The sequence below is a fragment of the Streptomyces sp. NPDC020807 genome (genome assembly GCF_040641575.1).
Lineage (GTDB): Bacteria > Actinomycetota > Actinomycetes > Streptomycetales > Streptomycetaceae > Streptomyces.
Genome location: NZ_JBFADU010000010.1, coordinates 35,859 through 56,854, shown reverse-complemented (window position 1 = coordinate 56,854; position 20,996 = coordinate 35,859). Strand labels below are relative to the sequence as shown.

20 protein-coding genes are annotated in these 20,996 nt (G+C 73.8%); 8 read left to right on the top strand and 12 right to left on the bottom strand.

The genetic code is table 11. The features are described 5' to 3' along the window. The first annotated feature begins 227 nt into the window (after window positions 1-227). Window positions 228-665: a cell division protein SepF gene (sepF, locus tag AB0G79_RS17390; protein ID WP_360807169.1), complete on the top strand. Its 438-nt coding sequence runs from the start codon at window positions 228-230 to the stop codon at window positions 663-665. 48 nt (window positions 666-713) lie between these two features. Here the strand turns inward: sepF and AB0G79_RS17385 are convergent, their stop codons facing one another. Continuing rightward, window positions 714-2,510, bottom strand: coding sequence for an MFS transporter (locus tag AB0G79_RS17385; RefSeq protein WP_360807167.1), 1,797 nt, complete (start codon window positions 2,508-2,510; stop codon window positions 714-716). 404 nt (window positions 2,511-2,914) lie between these two features. Between AB0G79_RS17385 and AB0G79_RS17380 the strand changes: the two genes are divergently transcribed. Beyond that, window positions 2,915-3,808, top strand: a complete 894-nt coding sequence (locus AB0G79_RS17380) for a phosphatase PAP2 family protein (protein ID WP_360807165.1) — start codon at window positions 2,915-2,917, stop codon at window positions 3,806-3,808. Between the two features lie 90 nt (window positions 3,809-3,898). Here AB0G79_RS17380 and AB0G79_RS17375 read toward each other — a convergent pair whose 3' ends face one another. Then, window positions 3,899-4,114, bottom strand: a complete 216-nt coding sequence (locus AB0G79_RS17375; RefSeq protein ID WP_360807163.1) for an I78 family peptidase inhibitor — start codon at window positions 4,112-4,114, stop codon at window positions 3,899-3,901. A 386-nt stretch (window positions 4,115-4,500) separates the two neighbouring features. Between AB0G79_RS17375 and ctaD the strand changes: the two genes are divergently transcribed. After that, the gene (ctaD, locus tag AB0G79_RS17370) at window positions 4,501-6,177 is read left to right on the top strand and encodes a cytochrome c oxidase subunit I (protein WP_360807161.1); all 1,677 of its coding nucleotides are present in this window, start codon (window positions 4,501-4,503) and stop codon (window positions 6,175-6,177) included. 35 nt (window positions 6,178-6,212) lie between these two features. On the opposite strand, the gene AB0G79_RS17365 is transcribed toward ctaD, so the two are convergent. The 3 genes from AB0G79_RS17365 to AB0G79_RS17355 form a co-directional block, all read right to left on the bottom strand. Next, window positions 6,213-7,487, bottom strand: coding sequence for a glycosyltransferase (locus tag AB0G79_RS17365; protein WP_360807159.1), 1,275 nt, complete (start codon window positions 7,485-7,487; stop codon window positions 6,213-6,215). Window positions 7,488-7,588: 101 nt separating this feature from the next. Further along, window positions 7,589-8,890, bottom strand: a complete 1,302-nt coding sequence (locus AB0G79_RS17360; RefSeq protein ID WP_360807157.1) for an ABC transporter substrate-binding protein — start codon at window positions 8,888-8,890, stop codon at window positions 7,589-7,591. Continuing rightward, entirely contained in the window at window positions 8,868-9,407 is a 540-nt protein-coding gene (locus AB0G79_RS17355) for a hypothetical protein (protein WP_360807155.1), read from the bottom strand. Before AB0G79_RS17355 ends, AB0G79_RS17360 begins: the two co-directional genes overlap by 23 nt. Before the next feature lie 111 nt (window positions 9,408-9,518). On the opposite strand from AB0G79_RS17355, the gene AB0G79_RS17350 reads away from it, so the two are divergent. Genes AB0G79_RS17350 through AB0G79_RS17340 form a run of 3 tightly spaced genes read left to right on the top strand, consistent with a single transcriptional unit; the run spans window position 9,519 to window position 13,491 of the window. Beyond that, on the top strand, window positions 9,519-9,941 hold the full coding sequence (locus AB0G79_RS17350; protein WP_360807153.1) for a hypothetical protein: 423 nt from the start codon (window positions 9,519-9,521) through the stop codon (window positions 9,939-9,941). Next, window positions 9,929-12,844, top strand: a complete 2,916-nt coding sequence (locus AB0G79_RS17345) for an ATP-binding cassette domain-containing protein (RefSeq protein WP_360807151.1) — start codon at window positions 9,929-9,931, stop codon at window positions 12,842-12,844. Before AB0G79_RS17350 ends, AB0G79_RS17345 begins: the two co-directional genes overlap by 13 nt. Beyond that, entirely contained in the window at window positions 12,841-13,491 is a 651-nt protein-coding gene (locus tag AB0G79_RS17340) for an ATP-binding cassette domain-containing protein (RefSeq protein ID WP_360807149.1), read from the top strand. Before AB0G79_RS17345 ends, AB0G79_RS17340 begins: the two co-directional genes overlap by 4 nt. A 26-nt stretch (window positions 13,492-13,517) precedes the next feature. Here AB0G79_RS17340 and AB0G79_RS17335 read toward each other — a convergent pair whose 3' ends face one another. Beyond that, a complete protein-coding gene (locus AB0G79_RS17335) occupies window positions 13,518-14,159 on the bottom strand; it encodes a transglycosylase family protein (protein ID WP_360807147.1) in 642 nt (213 codons plus the stop codon). Between the two features lie 227 nt (window positions 14,160-14,386). Between AB0G79_RS17335 and AB0G79_RS17330 the strand changes: the two genes are divergently transcribed. Both AB0G79_RS17330 and AB0G79_RS17325 read left to right on the top strand, forming a co-directional pair. Then, complete coding sequence (locus tag AB0G79_RS17330) at window positions 14,387-15,169, top strand: hypothetical protein (protein WP_360807145.1); 783 nt, start codon at window positions 14,387-14,389, stop codon at window positions 15,167-15,169. 287 nt (window positions 15,170-15,456) lie between these two features. Then, window positions 15,457-15,804, top strand: coding sequence for a hypothetical protein (locus tag AB0G79_RS17325; RefSeq protein ID WP_360807143.1), 348 nt, complete (start codon window positions 15,457-15,459; stop codon window positions 15,802-15,804). 95 nt (window positions 15,805-15,899) lie between these two features. On the opposite strand, the gene der is transcribed toward AB0G79_RS17325, so the two are convergent. The 6 genes from der to AB0G79_RS17295 form a co-directional block, all read right to left on the bottom strand. Next, window positions 15,900-17,348, bottom strand: a complete 1,449-nt coding sequence (der, locus tag AB0G79_RS17320; RefSeq protein ID WP_360807141.1) for a ribosome biogenesis GTPase Der — start codon at window positions 17,346-17,348, stop codon at window positions 15,900-15,902. A gap of 70 nt (window positions 17,349-17,418) precedes the next feature. After that, window positions 17,419-18,063 (bottom strand): lysophospholipid acyltransferase family protein, encoded by a 645-nt coding sequence (locus AB0G79_RS17315; protein ID WP_360807139.1) that lies wholly within the window; start codon window positions 18,061-18,063, stop codon window positions 17,419-17,421. Then, a complete protein-coding gene (gene cmk / locus AB0G79_RS17310; protein WP_360807137.1) occupies window positions 18,060-18,734 on the bottom strand; it encodes a (d)CMP kinase in 675 nt (224 codons plus the stop codon). The genes AB0G79_RS17315 and cmk overlap by 4 nt, the downstream gene beginning before the upstream one ends. A gap of 152 nt (window positions 18,735-18,886) precedes the next feature. Further along, window positions 18,887-19,975, bottom strand: coding sequence for a prephenate dehydrogenase (locus AB0G79_RS17305; RefSeq protein ID WP_360807135.1), 1,089 nt, complete (start codon window positions 19,973-19,975; stop codon window positions 18,887-18,889). Further along, window positions 19,972-20,334, bottom strand: a complete 363-nt coding sequence (gene aroH, locus AB0G79_RS17300; RefSeq protein ID WP_360807415.1) for a chorismate mutase — start codon at window positions 20,332-20,334, stop codon at window positions 19,972-19,974. The genes AB0G79_RS17305 and aroH overlap by 4 nt, the downstream gene beginning before the upstream one ends. Before the next feature lie 139 nt (window positions 20,335-20,473). Next, window positions 20,474-20,923, bottom strand: coding sequence for a YidB family protein (locus tag AB0G79_RS17295; protein WP_360807133.1), 450 nt, complete (start codon window positions 20,921-20,923; stop codon window positions 20,474-20,476). Window positions 20,924-20,996 lie beyond the last annotated feature (73 nt).

Below are 20,996 nucleotides of genomic sequence, written 5' to 3'. Positions count from 1 at the left end.
AGTGTCACCCTTCTGGCCCGACTTTCATATTTTAAGTTGCGGACCACTCCGTCAGGCCCCGCAGACCGCAAGTTTCCTGACGTATCGCCAGAAATCGGGCCTCACGTTGTGCACCAGTACCGTCACGAAACCCCTGCGCGCCGACTATCCACTTGGCGCGCGATCCGCATCATGAAGGACGATAGGGATTGCGGAACCACAAGTGACCGCGCTGAAAGGAGGCGTCCATGGGATCGGTGCGCAAGGCGAGTGCCTGGCTGGGACTCGTCGAGGACAACGACGAGCGTTACTACGACGACGAGTACGCCGACGGGCCCGAGACCGCCGGCGAGCCCTGGGTGACGGACCCCAGGGTCCGGGTGGCCACGGACACCGCCCAGGAGGCGGGCCGTCGGATCGCCACCGTCTCCCCCGACGGCTTCCGGGACGCCCGGGGCATCGGCGAGCTCTTCCGTGAGGGCGTGCCGGTGATCGTGAACCTGACCGCGATGGAGCCGGACGACGCCAAGCGGGTCGTCGACTTCGCCGCCGGTCTCGCCTTCGGCCTGCGCGGTTCGATCGAGCGCGTGGCGACGCGGGTCTTCCTGCTGACCCCCGCGGACACCCAGATCGTCGGCGGGGAGAACCGCCGGAACCGGCAGGACGGCTTCTTCAACCAGAGCTGAGCGGGTCCGCCGGTCTCCCGCCCGCCGGGCACCACCCGAGGATTCGGGTCAGTGCCCGGGGCGTCCAGAGCCGGCGGGCTCGACGGCTTCCCGAGTCGCGGGCACCCGCGGCGCCCCCGCGGGCGCGACAGCGGTGTCCGCCGCAGCGACCCCACCCGCAGCAACCGCCCCGGCGACCGCACCGGACCCACGAACCTCATCGGTCACGTGGGCCTCACCGGACACGCGGCCCTCGTCGGGCACAAGGGCCTCACCGGCCGCCGCGTCGGTCTCCACCACCGGGCACTCCGCCGCCGGATACTCCGCCGCCGGGCACTCCATGACCCGCGGCAGCCGCCGCGCCATCACCGCGCCCAGGAGCAGCAGCGCGGCGCTCACGCAGAGCGTGACGTGCAGACCGTGCACGAAGGCGTGCCTGGCCGCCTGGTGCAGGGCGTCGCCCGCCGCGCCGCCGAGCTGCTCGGCCACCTGATAGGCCTCCCCGAGGGAGTTCGCCGCGGCGTCGCTCGCGCTCGTCGGCACGCCCGGGACCGAGGCGAGCCCGGGGGCGTACGCCGCGTTCATGACGCTGCCGAGCAGGGCGATGCCCATGCCCGCGCCGAGCTGGTACGAGGTCTCGCCGATCGCCGCCGCGCCGCCCGCACTGTCCTGCGGCGCCTCGCTGAGCATCGACTCGTACGCCGAGAAGAGCGTCGTCTGCAGGCCGAAGCCGAGCAGCACGAAGCCTACGGTGAGGAGCACGGGCCGGTCGTGCTGCCCCATGAGGGTGAGCAGCAGTACGGCGGCGGCGGTGAGCGTGAAGCCCCAGCCGACCATCCGGCGCGGACCGATCCTGCGAAGGGTGTACGAGCCGGTGGCGCCGGCCGCCATCGCGGCGAAGGTGAGCGGCAGGAGCCGGAGGCCGGTCTCCAGGGGGCTGAGGCCGAGGACCAGCTGGAGGTACTGGACGGCGATGAGCTCCAGGCCGACCAGGGCCAGCATGCCGATGACGATGCAGCCGACCGAGGTGGTGAAGGCCGCCCGGGAGAAGAGCCGCATGTCGATGAGCGGGTGCGGCCGCCTCTTCTGCCGCCGCACGAAGAGGACGAGGAACGCGGCGCCGAGGAGCAGCGGTCCCGCGCTCGCGAGCGCGAGGGGGGAGCCGCCGGACCCGATGTGCTTGACCCCGAGGACGCAGAGGAGGACTCCGGCGGCGGCCATCAGCGCGCCGAGGACGTCCCACGGGCCGTCGGCGCCGCCCCGGGACTCGGGCAGGAGCCTGCGGCCGAGCGGCAGGATCAGCGCCATCAGCGGGATGTTGATGAGGAAGACGGAACCCCACCAGTAGTTCTCGACGAGGAAGCCGCCGAGGACGGGTCCGGTGGCGGCGCCGATCGCGGCGGTCGCGGTCCAGACGCCGATCGCCGTGGCGCGTTCCGCGCGGTCGGGGAAGACGGCGCGGATGATGGAGAGCGTCGCGGGCATGATCATCGCGCCGCCGACGCCCAGCAGGGCGCGGGCGGCGATGAGGACGCCCGGCTCGGTCGCGAGGGCGGCGACGGCGGAGGCGACGCCGAAGAGCACGTAGCCGAGGAGGAGGACCCGCCGTCGGCCGACGCGGTCGCCGAGTGTGCCGAAGAGGATGAGGAGCGAGGCGCAGACCAGGGGGTAGGCGTCGACGATCCAGAGCAGCTGGGTGGAGCTGGGCCGCAGGTCCTCGGTGAGCGAGGGGACGGCGACGTGGAGGATGGTCGCGTCGAGGGCGACCAGGAGGAGGCTGACGCAGAGGACGACGAGGACGACCCAGCGGTTGGCTCCGCCGTCGGCGGCACGGGAACGTGCTCGGGCCGTGATCGTCCGCGACATGTACGTACCTCCAGTGAAGCTCTCGCGCTCGGCAGGCGCCGACCAGGGCTTATGTCCCCGTGGCACCCCGACATCGACGGGCGAGTGAGCCGTCAGCGTACGCGAGTTCACGCGCCGAGCGCGTGGTGCAGCTCTCACCCCGGCGGGCCGTCCTGTGTGGCGTACGCCACTCGGCCGCACCCGCGCGTCGCATGGAATTCCTTACCGGCGTCCGCGTAAGACAATTCGGGTGCGTTCAAACACTCTTCCGAAGAAAGCGCTTCGACAATAGGGCTGAAGGTCATCGGATTTCCCGACGGACGCCCGGAATGGGCCGACCACTGAGACCTACTCCACATCACATGGTCATCACGAAGACGCCGGATCGACCGGGGCGGCTTCTCACTCCCTGTAACGTCGATTGGGTGCGTACCGACATCTTTGCCCGGCTGGACCGGGAGCCGGAACCGCCGAAGATAGAGGTCCCGCGGATGACCCGCACGCGTCTCGCCCTCTTCGGCGGGACGCTGGCGTTCTATCTCGCCATCGTCGTCGCGGTCCTGCTCTCGTCCTGGCTCGTGACCCTCGACTGGAAGATCATGCTCTTCCGGCCGTACGAGCAGTGGCCCGGGATCCACGGCCTCCTCGACTACTACGTCGTCCTCGGTCAGCGCGGCCCCACGGCCGTCATGGTGGCCGCGTGGCTGGGCTGGCGCTCCTGGCGTCAGCACACCCTGCGGCCCCTGCTGTGTCTCGGCGCCGCGCTGCTGCTCCTGAACGTCTCGGTGGGCGCGGTGAAGCTCGGCCTCGGCCGGGCGGGCCCCCACTACGCGACCCAGATCGGCTCGGCCGAGCTCTTCGCCGGCGGCGACATATTCCCCTCGGGCCACACCGCCAACGCGGTCGTGACCTGGGGAATCCTCGCCTACCTGGCGACCACCCCGCGGGCCAGGCGCTACCTGTCGGCCCTGTCGGCCGTGGTCGCGCTCGGCGTCGGCCTGACCACCGTCTACCTGGGCACCCACTGGCTGAGCGACATCCTGCTGGGCTGGGCCGCCGGCCTCCTGGTGCTCCTGGCGCTGCCGTGGTGCGAGCCGGCCCTCGCCGTGGCGGAGGCCTGGATCCTCGACCAGCGCGACCGCGTGCGGGACCGGATGCGCGACCGCCGCCGCCTGGTGCCCTCGCTGCCGGTGGCCTCCGGCGGTCCGCGCCCCGGCTTCTTCCCGCCGCGCCCGGCCTCCGCCGAGGAGCCGGCCAGGGAGACCGTCCGGGAGCCCGTGGGCGTCGCGCGCGGACGCGCCACCGCGACGCGCGGCTGAGGCGCCCGCCGGCCGCCACCCCTCGTTCCACCGCCGAAGAGCCCCGGTCGTCGTCGACCGGGGCTCTTCGCGCGTACGGCTCCGCGGCCGTCAGCCGAGCCAGCAGCGGGTGACGGTGCCGTCCTCGACCTCGAAGTTGATGCGTCCCGCCAGGTACTCCATGGTGACGAACGTGCCGGGCGGCAGGGACCTGACGACCGTCCAGCCCCGTGTCCTGGCGAGGGCGGCGGCGCCTTCCGCGTCGAGGCCCACATAGGACTCGGGAGCGTCGCGGGGCGGTTCGGGAGTGCGCGATGTGGGTGACATGCACCTCACGTTAGTCCCTCGGCGGTCACGCTTGTGTCACAAGTTCTCGACATATGTTTGACACGCCCACGGTCACTCGAAGGGACACTTTCCGGCCGATTCTCCGGTAATTCCCCGGCGCTTCCGGCAGTTCGCACGAAGACTTCCCGCGGGGTTCCGGAGCCGCCGCGAACAGGGGAAATTGCCCGCCCTTTGCCGCTCCCGGTGAATTGCCCCCGCACCCCCGTGCGAGACCCCCACGCTTCCCTTACGGAATGCTTACCCCCGCTTCGCCGGCGGCGTGTGCGCTGATCGGAGCAGCGCCCGATCCGCCTCCCGACTCCCCCGGCCGCCCGCGCGCATCATGTCCGGACGCCCGGCGAGCGTGGGGCGGGGCGGAGGCAGGGATGGGCACCGAGACACCGGCCGCGACCGTCGAGTCGGCCCGGCAGCGACACGGCCGGCTGCTGGTCGACTGGATCACCACGACCGACCACAAGAAGATCGGTCACCTCTATCTGGCCACCTCGTTCGTCTTCTTCCTGCTCGCCGGGATCATGGCGATGCTCATGCGCGCCGAGCTGGCCAGGCCGGGCCTCCAGCTCGTCTCGAACAACACCTTCAACCAGGCCTTCACCCTGCACGGCACGATCATGCTGCTGCTCTTCGCCACCCCGACCTTCGCGGGCTTCGCCAACGAGCTCGTGCCGCTGCAGATCGGGGCACCCGACGTGGCCTTCCCGCGGCTGAACATGTTCTCTTACTGGCTGTTCCTCTTCGGCGGCCTCATGGTGGTCGGCTCGCTCCTCACCCCCGACGGCCCCGCGGCCTTCGGCTGGACCGCCTACACCCCGCTCAACAGCCCGGAGCGCTCCCCCGGCGTCGGCGTCGACCTGTGGATCATGGGCCTCGCGCTCTCCGGCTTCGGCACGATCCTGGCCTCGGTCAACTTCATGGTCACCATCATCGGCATGCGGGCGCCGGGCATGACCATGTTCCGGATGCCGATCTTCACCTGGAACGTCCTGTTCACCGCGGTCCTGGTGATCGTCGCCTTCCCGGTCCTCGCCGCGGCGCTGCTCGTCCTGGAGGCGGACCGGCGGCTCGGCTCGGTGGTCTTCGAGGCGGGGAACGGCGGGGCGCTGCTGTGGCAGCACCTCTTCTGGTTCTTCGGCCACCCCGAGGTGTACATCATCGCGCTGCCGTTCTTCGGCATCGTCAGCGAGATCATCCCGGTCTTCGCGCGCAAACCGCTCTTCGGGTACACGACGCTGATCGCTGCGACGACGGCGATCACCGGCCTGTCGGTGGTCGTGTGGGCTCACCACATGTTCGCGACGGGTGCGGTGCTGCTGCCGTTCTTCTCGATGCTGTCGTTCCTCATCGCGGTCCCGACCGGGGTGAAGTTCTTCAACTGGACGGGCACGATGCTGCGCGGCTCGCTCTCCTTCGAGACGCCCATGCTGTGGGCGGTCGGCTTCCTCGTCTCGTTCCTCTTCGGCGGTCTGACCGGCGTGATCCTCGCGTCGCCGCCGCTGGACTTCCACGTCACCGACTCGTACTTCGTCGTCGCCCACTTCCACTACACGGTCTTCGGGACGGTCGTCTTCGCGACCTTCGCCGGCTTCTCCTTCTGGTGGCCGAAGTTCACCGGCCGGATGCTCGACGAGCGGCTCGGGAAGATCCACTTCTGGACCCTCTTCACCGGCTTCCACCTGACCTTCCTCGTCCAGCACTGGCTGGGCGCGGAGGGGATGCCCCGGCGGTACGCCGACTACCTCGACGCCGACGGGTTCACCGCGCTCAACACCGTGTCGACGATCGGCGCCTTCCTCCTCGGCACGTCCACGCTGCCGTTCCTGTACAACGTGTGGCGGACGTGGCGGTACGGGGAGAAGGTGGAGGTCGACGACCCGTGGGGCTTCGGGAGGTCCCTGGAGTGGGCGACCTCCTGCCCGCCGCCCCGGCACAACTTCGACGCGGTGCCGCGGATCCGTTCCGAGTCCCCCGCCTTCGACCTGCACCACCCGGAGTTCGCCGCGTACGAGCGCATGCGCGTCACGAGCCCCCCGCCGGGACGCTGAGGCCGCGACGGCACCCGGCGTCCCGGCGCCGGCGCTCACCGCAGGGCGCGGACCGCGCGCCCCACCCGTGCCTTCAGGCCGTACACCCCGTCGACGGCCCGCCCCACCGCCCGGTGCCACCGCACCCGTGCCGGCGGGTGGGTCCTGCCGCTCGCGCCCCGCGCGACCAGGTCCGACCAGAGCGCCTCGTGCCGGACCGCCGTCCGCGCCGGGTCGAAGCGTTCCGACGCGGCGAGCGCCGCCCGTGCCGCCTTCGCCCGCAGTTCCTCGTCCTCGACGAGCCCGCGCAGCGCCCCCGCCACCGCCGCCACGTCGTCGACCGGCACGAGCCGCCCGTCGACCCCGTCCTCGATGATCTCGCGCGGCCCGTGCGGGCAGTCGGTGGCGACCACCGGCAGGCCGCAGCGCATCGCCTCCACGATCGTCATCCCGAAGGACTCCCGCTGCGAGGTCACCGCGGCGATCGAGCCCTTCACCCACTCCGGTTCCATCCGGGAGACGGTCCCCATGAGGAAGACCTGCTCGCCGAGGCCCCGCTCCTCGATCTGCCGGGCGAGCGCGCCCCTGAGGTCCTGGACGGCGTCCCCGCTGCCGTAGATCCGCAGCCGCCAGTCGCGGTGGTCGGCCGCGATCTCCGCGAAGGCGTCGATCAGCACGTCGTACCGCTTGACCCTGGTCAGCCGGCCGGCCGCGACGACGGTCCTGGCCGCCGGGTCGGCCGGCGGCAGCGTGGACGCCGGGACGCTGTTGGGCACGGACTCGATCCGTACGCCGGGCAGCCGGAGCCTCCGGTAGGCGCGGGCGTCGGCCTCGGTGACGGTGGTGACGGCGTCGAGGAGTCCGTACTCGTGGCCGATGTCCCGCCGCAGCCGGAAGCTGTGGCCGTCCAGGATCAGGTGCTCCTGCCCGACGAGGACCGGCCCCCGGCGGGCCTGCCGGGCGAGCTGCACGTTGAGCCCCGGCCGGGTGGCGACGAGGACGTCCGCCTCGACCCCGCCCAGGTGCTCGCCGATCCGCGCGTCGGTCAGCGCGCTGTACTGCTTCCAGCGGCCGTCGCCGCGGGGGAAGACCTCGGCGGGCCGGTGGAAGTCGGGATGGTCGCCGTCGTAGCCGGGGCTGTCCCGGCGCAGGTCGACCAGGTGGCGGATCGTCACTCCTGCGGGAAGTCCGAGGATCGGCCGGTCGCGGTGGCGGAACACCGAGACGATCTCCACCTCGTGACGCGCGGCGAGCTCCTCGGCGAGCGTGAAGGTGGACCTGATCGTGCCGCCGTAGTGGTAGGCGTTGTGGAGCAGAAAGGAAATTCGCATCGTGCTGCCGGTTCCCCCCGGTCAGTCGGTCAGTCGGTCTCCCGGCCTGTCGGTCAGTCAGCCGGTCGCGCCGACTGTACTGCCGTGACGGGCAAGGCAGTTCACGGCCGATAGCCCAGCTGGGGCACGGTCGCGCAGTTCTCGGTCATCTCCCCCTGCGACACCCAGCCGCGCCCGCCCTCCCACCGGGCCACGGACAGACAGGTGTGCCGGGTCGCCGGCGGCCGGGCGAGGTGCGCGAAGCGCACCGGCAGCAGCAGGCCGCGGGCGGTGTACGGCTCCGGCCGGTCGAGGTACCGCTCGACGCAGGCGCGGGTGAGCTCCCCCTCGCCCAGGCAGGACCGGGCGGCGTCGGTGAACCACATGGCCGCCGCCCACCCCTCCAACTGCCACTGCGAGAGCTCCCGTTGGCCCGCTCGGGCCATGCCCTCCCGGAACTCCCGGACGGCCGGGTGGGCGGTGTCCTGGTGGTTGCGGCTGGACCCGGTCGCCCACAGCGCGCGCAGGCAGCCGGGGGCGCGGGCGTAGTCGCGCGCGACCGAGGAGGACCAGTTCTGCACGTGGGTCACCTTGGCGTCGACCCGTACGCCGAGCGCCTCCATCGCCTCGCACAGCCGCGCGTTCCCGTGGGCGTCCATCGCGTCGAAGAGCACGTCGACACGGCGCTCCCGCAGGTCGGCGGCGACCGCCCGGAAGTTCGGCAGCGCGAAGTCGACCTGTTCGTCGACGACGCGGTACCCCTCGGCGCGCAGCCCCCGCGCGACGAGCCGCGCGTACGCGGCGGAGGCGGCCTGGTTGTACGAGACGACGGCGGCGGTCCGCGCGCCCCGCTCGCGGGCGAAGTACCGGTACACCTCGGTCCCGCCGTACAGCGTGCCGTTCCAGCCGGGCGCGGCACCGGTGCGCGGGGCGAGGCTGCCGTAGATCCCGTAGAGGTGCGGATGGGTGTCGTACGCGGGGGTGAGGGGCTGGCCGCCGACGTCGGGGACGCCGGCCTCGGCGACGCGGGGCGCGCCCGCGTAGTTCAGGGCGGTGGTGGCGACGAGGGCGAAGACCCGGCGCTCGTCGAGGAGCCGGTGGACGCACGCGTTGTTGCCGACGCCGCTGCCGCCGTCGTCGCAGGTCTCGACCTCGATCCGGCGTCCGTCGAGCCCGCCTCGGGCGTTGAGGGCGTCGAAGTAGGCGCGGGCGCCGTCGCGCGGCCCGGTGAGCGCCGTGCCGCCGACCGCGCTGGTGGCGCTGGTGACGATCCCGACGCGGAGCGGCTCACCGCCGGAGGGGGTGACGGTGGGCCGCGTCTCGAAGGCGCTGTCCGGGAGCCGGCTGCCGCACCCCGCGAGGAGGGCGAGCAGCGCGGCCAGGAGGAGCGCCGCGACCGCCTCAGCAGCCCTGAACGGTGACACCGCTCAGCTCGACCAGGCCGCAGAGGGTCTTGACGGAGACCTTCCAGGTGTCGTTCTGGAGGACGGAGGTGCCTTCGGCGTCGGGCAGCGCGGGTGCGCCGTTGACCTGCAGGTCGTAGGTGACGTCGGCGTCCTTGTCGGAGGTGAAGTCGACCTCGGTGACCTCGGCCGAGGTCCCGGCCGCGTTCTCGTTCCCGGCGAAGGCGGCGAGGACCGCCTCCATCTCCGGGCCGTTCTCCAGGAGTTCCACCCGCTCGGAGGTCGGGGTCCCGGGGTCGAAGAAGGTTTCCCAGTTCTTGGTGACCTCGGCCCTGGCCGCGTCGGGGTCGTCGGGTTCGTCGCCGTCCGGCGGCTGGGCCGTCATCCCGGGCGGCGGGTTCGACGCGACCTGGTTGCCGGTGTCCGCCTGGCCCGTGTCGTCGTCGGAACAGCCCGCTACGGCGGGCGCGAGGGCGAGCACGGCGGCGGCCGCGAGTGCAGCGAGCCGGGAGCGTCCGCCGAGTCGTGTCAGAACCATCTGGCTCACCACCGGGTGTCTCACCGGGCCGTTCGGCCTGATGCTTCCAGGGTGGGACGGAACGGGTCATAGTGCAAGGAAGAGAGCGGAGGGGAGGAAGGGGAACCTCTCGTGCCGACATCCCGCGTCCGCCTGCTCCTCTGGTCCGGCGCCGTCGCGGCCGCCGGGGGCGCGGTGCTGTGCGTGCTGGGCTGGTACGGGATCTCCGGCGAGCGGTACGTCGAACGACAGCTGCCGTACCTGGCGTCGTGCGTGGTACCGGGGGCGGCGCTCCTCGTGTCGGGCGCGGTCCTGGTGGCGGCGGCGCTGACCTCCCCCGTACCCCCTCCGGCCCCCGAACCGCCCCCGGTGGAGGAGTGGCGGGGCACGCCTCCGCCCTCCTCCACCGGGCCGCCCCTCCACCTCCCCGGCGGGACGCTGGCCCACCGCCCGGACTGTCCCCTGGTCGTGGGCAGACCGGAGGCGCGCGAGGTCGAGGACCCGCCGCCCACGTCCCTCTCCCCCTGCCCGGTGTGTGAGCCGTGGCCTCCCTGACGTACGAGCTGACGCTGGCGGGGCTGGCGATCGGCAGCGCGGCCGCGCTGACCGGGATCGGCCTGATCGTCACGTACCGGGCGACGGGGGTGCTGAACCTCGCGCACGGCGCGGTGGCGATGGTCTGCGCGTACGTCCTGCGGCAGCTGGTCGTCGACTGGGGCTGGCCGCTCCCGGTGGGGGCCCTGGTCACGCTGCTGCTCGTGGCCCCGGGCCTCGGCCTGGTCCTGGACCGGGGGGTCTTCCGTCCGCTCGCGCTCCTCGGCTCCGACCCGGCGCGGACGCTGGTGGCCTCGACCGGCGTGTTCGTGCTGCTCGTCGGCGGAGCGACGCTGCTGTGGGGGCCGGGGGCACGGGACGACGCTCCGGCGCTGCTGGGGGACGATCCGTGGGCGCAGCTGGGGGCGGTGGTCGCCCTCGCGTGCCTGGTGACGGCGGTGACGCGGTGGACGCCGTTCGGGCGTGAGCTGCGGGCGGTGGTGGACAACCGCCCGCTGGCCGTCCTGTCGGGGGTGCGGGCGGACCGGGTGGCGGCGGCGGGGTGGGCGTTCGGCGCGTTCACGGCGGGACTGACGGGCGTGCTCCTGGCGCCGTACGTCCGGCTCGACCCGTACGGGATGCCGCTCCTCGTCGTGGAGGTGATCGCGGTGGCGGTCATCGCCCGGATGCGGTCGCTGACGGTCGCGGTGGTGGCGGCGGTGGCCCTGGGCGTGGCCCAGGCCCAGCTGACCCGCCTCCATCCGGGCGGCTGGGCGGAGCCGCTGGTACGGGCGGTGGCGGCGAACCTGTTCGTGGTGGCCCTGCTGGTGGCGGCGCTCGCGCTGCCTGGGGTGGGCGGCAGGGGCAGGGACGCGCTGCCGCCGCCGACGGGCCGGCGCCGGGTGCCGCCGGCGGTCCGGCTCCTGGTCGGAGCCCTGCTCCTCCTCCCCCTCGCGCCGGCGGGCGAGGACCTGCACACGACACTGCGGATCCCGGCCCTCGCCGTCATCCTGCTGTCCCTGGTGGTGGTGACGGGCCGAGGAGGCCAGATCGCGCTGGGCCAGGCGGCGTACGCGGGCCTGGGGGCACTGCTGACGGGGCTGCTGGCGGCGCGGGGCGTCCCGGTCCTGGCGGCGCTGGGCCTCGCGGTCCCGGCGGTTGCGGCGGTGGGCGCCCTGACGGCCTGGCCGGCGATCCGCCGCCACGGCCTGGCGCTGGCGCTGGCGACCCTCGCGACGGGGGTGGCGGTGAGCCGCTTCGTCCTGACGCAGCCGTACGCGACGACGGGTCTGTCGGTGGAGCGCCCGGCGGGCTTCGCGGACGACCGCGCGTTCTACGCCCTGGAACTGGCGGCCCTGGCGGGCTGCCTGGTCGTCGTGGGGGCCCTGCGCCGGGGCCGGACGGGCCGGGCCCTCGCGGCGCTGCGGGACCACGAGCCGGGCGCGGAGGCGGCGGGCGTCCCGGCGGCCGCGCTGAAGCTGGGGGCCTTCACGCTGGGGGCCGCGCTCGCGGCCCTGGGCGGGGCGCTGCTGAGCCTGGGAGGGCGGGCCTTCGACCCGGAGGCGTACGACCCGGTACGCGGCCTGCTGTGGTTCGCCGCGGTCCTGGTCCTGGGCGCGGACAGCCTCCTGACCCCGCTCCTCGCGGCCACCCTCCTGGCCACGCTGGAGGCAGGCCCCCAAGCAGGCACGGCAGCGGCCCTGATCGGCCTCCTGGCCACCCGGACAGCCCGCCGCCCACCCCGTCCCACGCCCCGCCACCCTCCCCCCACTCGAACGACACGCCGGCCCACGGCAGACCGGGCAGGCCGAGCAGGCCGGGCAGGCCGGGGAGGTCGGGGAGGCCGGGCAGGCCGGGCAGGCCGGGGAGCCCCGGCAGACCTGGCAATACCTGCAAGCCCGACGAACCAGGCAGCACCGCCAGGCCCGGCAGACCCAGGAGGCCTAGGAGGCCCGGCAAGCCCGGCAAACGTGACAGGCCCGACAGGCCCAGCAGGCCCAGCAGGCCCAGCAGGCCCAGCAGGCCCAGCAGGCCACCGTGGCACGGCCGCAGGCCGTAGGCACCCCGGCCAGCCGGCCGCCGACGGCGCCGAGCCCCCCACGGGAGGACCCGCACCCGACGCACCCACCCGCACGGGCGGTGCGGGTGGGAACCCCGGTCCGGCCGAAGGACGGACGCACCACCACCGCGCCCAGGCCGCCGACGCCCCCCGGCCCGCCGCGCCGCGCCGCGTCGGCGCCACCCGCACGAGTGACCCTCCGAGGCTCCGCGTCCGTGACCTCACGCTCACCTACCCCGGGGGCGTCACCGCCCTCTCCCACGTCACCCTCGCCCTCGCCCCCGCCCGCGTCACCGCCCTCGTCGGCCCGAACGGCGCCGGGAAGAGCACGCTCTTCGACTGCCTCGCCGGCACGCTGCGGCCCCGCAGGGGCCAGGGCGGCGTCACCCTCGACGGCATCGACATCACCGCCCTCCCGGCCCACGCGCGGTCCCGCCTGGGGATCGCCCGCACCTTCCAGCGCCTCGCCGTCTTCCCCTCGCTCTCGGTCGAGGAGAACGTCCGCCTCGGCGCGGACGGAAGCGTCCGCATAGCCGGCACCACCGCCACCGCCACCGCCGTCGAGCAGGCCCTCCGCCTCCTCGCCCTCGACGGCCCCGTCCGCCACCACCCCGCCGCCGGCCTCCCCACCGGCACCCTCCGCCGCGTCGAGCTCGCCCGCGCCCTCGCCGCGCGCCCGCACACGCTGCTCCTGGACGAACCCGCCGCCGGCCTGGACGCCGCCGAGACCGCCGCGCTGGCGCGGATCCTCTCCGCGCTCGCCGCCGACGGCCTGACCGTCCTCGTCGTGGAGCACGACCCGGACATCGTCGCCGGGATCGCGCACACCGTGCACTCGATGGAAGGCGGCCGGCTCCTGTCATGACCGTAGAGATCGCCCTGCGCGCCGCCCGGGTCCGCTACGGCCCCCTGGAGGCCCTGCACGGCCTCGACCTGCCCGTCCCCGCGGCCACGGTGACCGTGCTGCTCGGCCGGAACGGCGCGGGCCGCACGACGGCCCTGCGGGCCCTCGCGGGGACGGTACGGCTCTCGGCCGGCCGGGTGGTGTGGCGGGGCGCCGACGTGACCGGGCTCCGGGCCGACGAGCGGGCGCGCCGCGGGCTCTGCTTCGTACCGGACCGGCGGGCGGTGTACGAGGGGCTCACCGTCGCCGAGAACCTCGCGCTCACGGCGCCGGAGGGCGCCCCTCCCCCGTACCCCGAACTGGTCCCGCTCCTGTCCCGCCCGGCGGGGACGCTCTCCGGCGGCGAGCGCCGGATGCTGGCGCTGTCCCGCGCCCTGCTGGCACGCGCGCGCGTGGTGCTCGTCGACGAGCCGTCGCTCGGCCTGGCCCCGGCGGTCGCGGCGCGGACGTACGGCCTCCTGGCGGCGCTCGCCGGGGACGCCGGGGCGGCGGTCGTCCTGGCCGAGCGGCGCGTGCCGCCGGGCCTGCCGCGCGGCACGGTCGTGCACGAGCTGCGGCGCGGTTCCCTCGCCGCCAGCGGGGAACCGTACGAGTTCACGTCGGACTGACCACGGGACGAGGAGGGGCCCCGTGGTCAGAGCGGGGCGATCCGCAGCATCGTCCCGACCACGATCCGGTTCGGGTCGGCCCCGATGACGCTCCGGTTGGCCGCGTACAGCGCCTGCCAGCCGCCCTTCACCGCGAACCGGCGCGCGACCGAGCCGAGCGAGTCCCCCGGCTGCACGGTGTGGACGCGCCCGCTCAGTCCGTACCGCTTGGAGCAGACGGGCCACGCGCCCCACCCCTGGGTGCGCAGCACCTCCTCGGCGGTCGTGATCTGCTGCGGCCGGGTGGCCAGGTCGGCGCGCTTGGCGAACTTCTGTCCGCCGTGCTCGACCCAGGTCGGCTGCCAGAACTGGAGCCCGCCGTAGAAGCCGTTCCCGGTGTTGACGTGCCAGCGGCCGCTGCTCTCGCAGTCGGCGACGCACCCCCACGGCCACTGGTCGCCCGCGCACGGGTAGTCCGGCACGTTGGCCGCGGCCCGTACGGCGTCGGCGGAGGAGGCCACAGCGGAAGAGGAAGCCACGGCGGCGGAGGAAGCCGCGGCGGCGGAGACGGCCGCCGGGACGGTCCCGGACGCCGCCGTGTCCGCCGTACCGGCGACCGCGCTCCCGGACGTCAGCGTCACGGCCGCGAGGAGGGAACCGGCCGTCGTCCAAAATCGGATCTTCGACATCGGGGCAGGCTAGGCAGCCGCCCCGCGGGCCCGGCCCGTGCCGCGCGGAACAGTGTCAACACCCCACCCGGTCGGAGTCACGGACACCCCCGCGCACCCGTCGCACACGCCCGTGGCAAGTTGCCCCGCTTCCACGCGTGACCCCGGCCGATCCTGACCCGTTGAACTCGGCATGAGGCGCCCGGGAACGGCCCGGCGTCCCCCCGTTCCTAGTCAGGGAGCCACCCGTGCCGCGCATGCTCGACGTCAGCGAGGACGTACGCGCCGAGATCGGCGACGAAGAAGCCAATCGGCTGCTCGAGGGCGACAGTGCCCCGGGCAGTTACGACTGCACCTCCTGCCGCACGCCGGGTGACTCCCAGCGGGAGCGCACCAGCACGGTGCTGTTCGTCGGCGTGGAGACCGCGGTCCTCGCGTTCGCCCACGCGACCTGCATCCCCTCGCAGGTCGTCCGCGTCTCGGAGGACCAGCTCCAGGGCGCCGTCGCCTCCATCGCCGCGGCCGACGCCGCCGACGAGCTGTCCGCCGCCCACCCCGAGCAGGCGGTGCTCGGCGTCACCAGCGGCCTGGTCCTGATCGACGGCGAGCTGCACCCGGCGCTGGTCGTGGAGCCGACCGCCCCCGTGGCGCGTCCGGGCACGGACGGCCAGGTCGACGAGTTCCTGTCGCTCCTCGCCGAGCAGGGCTTCCAGCCGGTCTCCGGTCTCGAGGAGAAGCCGGCGACGCTGCCGGGCTGGTCGGTGCTGGTGGCCATGGGCCAGCTGCACTCCGTCCTCCAGCCGGGGCCGAACGGCGCCGGTCAGGCCGCGTGGTGGCAGGCCCACCAGCCGCTCCAGGTCACCGAGGGCTGGCGTGCGGCCGCCAACAAGTCGCACACGGTGCTGGTCTTCGCCGCTCCGGTCGGCTCCATCGGCCAGCAGCCGCGCGAGGACCTGCTCCGCGACGCCCTGGAGAAGGCCGCGGCCAACGGCCGCCTGGTGGCTGCCGCGATGCCGCTGGCCGGCACCTGATGGAGGACGGCCGGCCGGGCATAGAGCCCGTACGGGCCCCCGGAGGCCGTACGGGCCCCACCCCGGGGGGCCTGGGCGACCTGGGCAGGCTGGAGGAGCTGCTCGGGGACCTGAGCGGGCCCGCCGGCCCGGGCGGCGCGACGGGACGGAGCGGGGCGACCGTCCCGCACCCCCGGCGCGCGCCTCTTTCGGAGAGCCGCCCGCATCCGACGGGCGGCGGGGTCGTTGGCACGTACGTGCACCCATACGACCCATTCCTCCAGCCGTATCCGAGCCAGATCCCCGCCATGCGCCCGGCGCAGGACGTCACGGCCGGCCAGTCGGCCACGCCGATCTTCGACGCCCTGTACGCGGAGTACAGCCGGTCGTTCCGGACGCTGCCGGGTGACCGCAGCGGCGAGGAGGAGGTCCCGTTCCGGGCCTTCGGCACGACCGCGAGCACCGGACTGTACGGAAGCGGGACCGGGAGCGGGAACGGGATCGGAGGCGGTTACGCCGCCCCGCCGTACGGCCACGGGCCCGCGGGCGGCAACGGACTCGGGTACCGGCACTCCACCGCGTACCAGCCGATGTGGACGGCACCGCAGCACCACGCCCCGGCGGCACTCCCGCCGGGCCCCCGCAGGGGAATCTGAGAACGGCCGAGGGCCGGGACTCCACGGGTCCCGGCCCTCGGCCATGTCCTGCTTCCCGCGGGTCCCGGCCCTCGCCGGTCCTGCTTCCGCGGGTCCTACTTCTTGCGGCTGCGCTTCTCGCGCACGCGCACCGAGATGTGGATCGGGGTGCCCTCGAAGCCGAACTCCTCGCGGAGGCGGCGCTCGACGAAGCGGCGGTAGCCCGCCTCCAGGAAGCCGGAGGCGAAGAGCACGAAGCGGGGCGGCTTGGTGCCCGCCTGCGTGCCGAAGAGGATGCGGGGCTGCTTGCCGCCGCGGATCGGGTGCGGGTGGGCCGCGACGATCTCGCCGAGGAAGGCGTTGAGCCGACCGGTGGGGACGCGGGTCTCCCAGCCGGCGAGGGCGGTCTCGATCGCCGGGACCAGCTTCTCCATGTGGCGGCCGGTCTTGGCGGAGACGTTGACCCGGGGCGCCCAGGCGACCTGCTGCATCTCGGTCTCGATCTCGCGCTCGAGGTAGTAGCGGCGCTCCTCGTCCAGCTCGTCCCACTTGTTGTAGGCGATGACGATGGCACGGCCGGACTCGACCGCCGTCGTGATGATGCGCTGGTCCTGGACCGAGATGTTGTCGGTGGTGTCGATGAGGATGACGGCCACCTCCGCCTTCTCGATGGCGGCCGCGGTCCGCAGCGAGGCGTAGTAGTCCGCGCCCGACTGGAGGTGGACCTTCTTGCGGATGCCGGCGGTGTCGACGAACTTCCAGGTCACGCCGCCGAGCTCGATGAGCTCGTCGACCGGGTCGCGGGTGGTGCCGGCCAGCTCGTTGACGACGACGCGGTCCTCGCCGGCCACCTTGTTGAGGAGGGAGGACTTGCCGACGTTCGGACGGCCGATCAGGGCGATGCGGCGCGGGCCGCCCACCGCGTTGCCGAAGCGCTGCTCGGGGGCCTCGGGCAGCTTGCGGAGCACCTCGTCGAGGAGGTCGCCGGTGCCGCGGCCGTGGAGCGAGGAGACGGGGAACGGCTCGCCGAGGCCCAGGGACCAGAGCGTGGCGGCGTCGGCCTCGCCGGACTGGCCGTCGACCTTGTTGGCGGCGAGGACGACCGGCTTTCCGGCGCGGCGCAGGAGCTTGACGACGGCCTCGTCGGTGTCGGTGGCGCCGACGGTGGCGTCCACGACGAAGAGGCAGGCGTCGGCGGCCTCGATCGCGTACTCCGCCTGGATGGCGACGGAGGCGTCGATCCCGAGGACGTCCTGCTCCCAGCCGCCGGTGTCGACGACCTTGAAGCGGCGGCCGGCCCACTCGGCCTCGTAGGTGACGCGGTCGCGGGTGACGCCCGGCTTGTCCTCGACGACGGCCTCGCGGCGGCCGATGATGCGGTTCACCAGGGTCGACTTGCCGACGTTCGGACGGCCGACGACGGCGAGGACGGGGAGCGGGCCGTGCCCGGCCTCCTCGATCGCGCCCTCGACGTCCTCCGCGTCGAAGCCCTCTTCCGCGGCGAGCTCCATGAACTCCGCGTACTCGGCGTCGCCAAGTGCCCCGTGGTCGTGCTGGTCGTTCATGAAGTCCGTTCCTTGATCATTCGTGGTCGGTGGGTCCCCGGACGGCGGGGCCCACTACTGAAAGTCTCGCTCAGCGCCCGGTGAGGCGCCTGGCGTTTTCCAGGTGGCCGGTGAGCCGCTCCTGGATCCGTACGGTGGCCTCGTCGAGCGCCTTGCGGGTGCGGCGCCCCGAGCCGTCGCCCGCGTCGAAGGCGTCACCGAAGACGACATCGACGCGGCCGCGCAGCGGAGGCAGTGCCTTGACCAACCGTCCCCGGCGCTCGGTGCTTCCCAGGACGGCGACGGGGACGATCGGCGCCCCGCTCCGTACGGCGAAGTACGCGAGGCCCGCGCGCAGCGAGGCGAAGTCGCCCTCGCCGCGGGTGCCCTCGGGGAAGATGCCGAGGACGCCGCCCTGCTCCAGGACGCCCAGGGCGTTGCCTATCGCGTTCCGGTCGGTGCTGTCGCGGTCGACCTTGACCTGCCCGATGCCCTCCAGGAAGGACCCGAGGGGTCCGACGAAGGCTTCCTTCTTGATGAGGAAGTGCACCGGGCGGGGTGCGGTGCCCATGAGCATGGGGCCGTCGATGTTGTGCGCGTGGTTGACGGCGAGGATGACGGGGCCGGAGGCCGGCACCCGCCAGGCGCCGAGGACGCGCGGCTTCCACAAGCCGTACATCAGGCCGATGCCGATGCGTCTGCCGACCGCGGCGCCCCTCTCGGAGGGCGGGGTCACTTCGCGGCCGCCCTCTTCTCCTCGACGAGGGTGACGACGCACTCGATGACCTGGTCGAGCGTGAGCTCGGTGGTGTCGACCTCGACGGCGTCGTCGGCCTTGGCGAGCGGGGAGGTCTTGCGGCTGGAGTCGGCCGCGTCCCGCTTGATCAGGGCTTCCTTCGTGGCGTGCACGTCGGCGCCCTTGAGCTCGCCGGAGCGGCGGGCGGCGCGGGCCTCGGGCGAGGCGGTGAGGAAGACCTTGAGGTCGGCGTCGGGCAGGACGGTGGTGCCGATGTCCCGGCCCTCGACGACGATGCCGAGCTCGGCGCCCTTGGCGATGGACCGCTGGAGCTCGGTGATGAGCGTCCGCACCTCGGGGACGGCGCTGACGGCGCTGACCTTGGAGGTGACCTCCTCGGTGCGGATCGGGCCGGAGGCGTCGGCGCCGTCGACCGTGATGGTCGGGCGGGCCGGGTCGGTGCCGGAGACGATGACCGGCTTCGAGGCCGCGTTGGCGACGGCGTCGGCGTCGTGCACGTCCACACCGTTGCTGATCATCCACCAGGTGATCGCGCGGTACTGGGCGCCGGTGTCGAGGTAGCTGAGCCCCAGCTTGGCGGCGACCGCCTTCGAGGTGCTCGACTTGCCCGTGCCAGAGGGCCCGTCGATGGCGACGATCACGGATTCCACGGTGGGAACACCTTCCTGGGGGAGCGTGCAGGGGCCCGGCGGGGTTGCGGGGACCCCCACAAGGTTACCGAGTCCCACGCACCCGTTCGGCCCAGCCCGTGCCCGCCGGGGCACGGGGGCTCCGTATCGGCCCCCCGCCGGTCGCCCCGGCGTCAGCTCGCGCGCAGCGCCCAGCCCCGTTCCTTCAGGGCCTCGCCCAGGGCCGGGGCGGCCTTCGGGTCGACCATGAGCTGGACGAGGCCGGCCTGCTGGCCGGTCGCGTGCTCGATGCGGACGTCCTCGATGTTGACGCCCGCGCGGCCCGCGTCGGCGAAGATCCGGGCCAGTTCGCCGGGCTGGTCGCTGATGAGGACGGCGACCGTCTCGTACGTCGTGGGCGCGGCGCCGTGCTTGCCGGGGACGCGGGCGCGGCCGGCGTTGCCCCGGCGCAGGACGTCCTCGACGCCCGTGGCGCCGTCCTGCCGCTCGTCGGCGTCGTCGGACTGGAGGGACCGCAGGGCGCGGACGGTCTCGTCGAGGTCGGCGGCGACGCCGGCGAGGACGTCGGCGACGGGGCCCGGGTTGGCGGAGAGGATCTCGACCCACATGCGCGGGTCGGAGGCGGCGATCCGGGTGACGTCGCGGATGCCCTGCCCGCAGAGGCGTACGGCGGACTCGTCGGCCTCCTCCAGGCGCGCGGCGACCATCGAGGAGACCAGCTGCGGGGTGTGGGAGACGAGGGCGACGGCCCGGTCGTGGGCGTCGGCGTCCATGACGACGGGTACGGCGCGGCAGAGGGCGACGAGCTCCAGGGCGAGGTTGAGGACCTCGGTGTCGCTGTCCCGGGTCGGGGTGAGGACCCAGGGCCGCCCCTCGAAGAGGTCGGCGGTCGCGGCGAGGGGGCCGGAGCGCTCCTTGCCGGACATGGGGTGGGAGCCGATGTACGCGGTGAGGTCGAGGCCCAGCGCCTCCAGCTCGCGCTTCGGCCCGCCCTTGACGCTGGCGACGTCGAGGTAGGCGCGGGCGAGCCCGGCCTTCATCGCGTCGGCGAGGGTCGCGGCGACGTGCGCGGGGGGTACGGCGACGACGGCGAGGTCCACGGGGCCCTCGGGCGCCTCGTCGGTGCCGGCGCCGAGCGCCGCCGCCGTGCGGGCGCGCGCCGGGTCGTGGTCGCGGAGGTGGACGGTGACGCCCCGGCTCTGGAGGGCCAGGGCGGCGGAGGTGCCGATGAGGCCGGTGCCGATGACGAGCGCTGTTCTCACTGGGCGATGTCCTTGCGGAGGGCGGCCGCGGCGCCGAGGTAGACGTGTGCGACGTCGGACTTGGGGAGCTCGGTCTCGACGTGGGCGAGGAGCCGGACGACCCGGGGCATCGCGCCCTCTATGTCGAGCTCCTGGGCACAGATGAGGGGCACGTCGACGATGCCGATCTCGCGGGCCGCGGCGGCGGGGAAGTCGCTGTGCAGGTCGGGCGTGGCCGTGAACCAGATGCTGATGAGGTCGTCGGGCGTGAGCTCGTTGCGGGCGAGGACGGCGGTGAGGAGCTCCTCGACCTGCTCGCGCATGTGCCCGGCCTCGTCCCGCTCCAGCTGGACGGCGCCTCGGACCGCTCGTACCGCCACGTCGTACTCCTTCGCCTGCGTCACCTGCGGCACCTGTGTCGGGTGCCCCGACCAGCGTAGTCAGCGCCGGGGCCCGCTCGTCGCGGCGCCCGCCCTCCGAGACGGCGGGCGGGCGTCGCGGGACGGTCGGGGGCGGCCGTCAGAGCTGCTGCTGCCGGATGATGTCCTCCAGGGAGCCGCTCGGCACCGAGCCGCCGGGGGTGAGTTTGTCGACGGCCTGCGGCAGCGACCGGGCGAGCTCGTCGGCGGCCTGCTCCGGGCTGACGCCGGCCTCGGCCGCGACCTTCTGGAGGGTCTCGTCGGGGAGGGCCCGGGCGATCTCGGCGCCGCTGACGGACTGGTTGTCGCCGGTGCCGATCCAGGACTGGGCCTGGTCGGCGAGGCCGGACTTGGTGAGCATGTCGAGGAGTCCGCCGAGCGGGTTGGAGCCGCCCGCTCCGCCGCCTCCGCCCGCGCCGCCGCCCGCGCCGCCCATGAGGGCGCCGAGCAGGGAGCCGAGGACGCCTCCGGCGCCACCGCCGCCGCTGCCGCCCTGCCCGCCGCCTCCGAGGAGGCGGCCGAGGAGACTGCCGAGGTCGTTACCCGCCATGGTCGATCCTGCCTTTCGTCCGAACCGGAACACGCCCAATCTCACCCAGACCGGGATGCTCCGCCACTCGGAG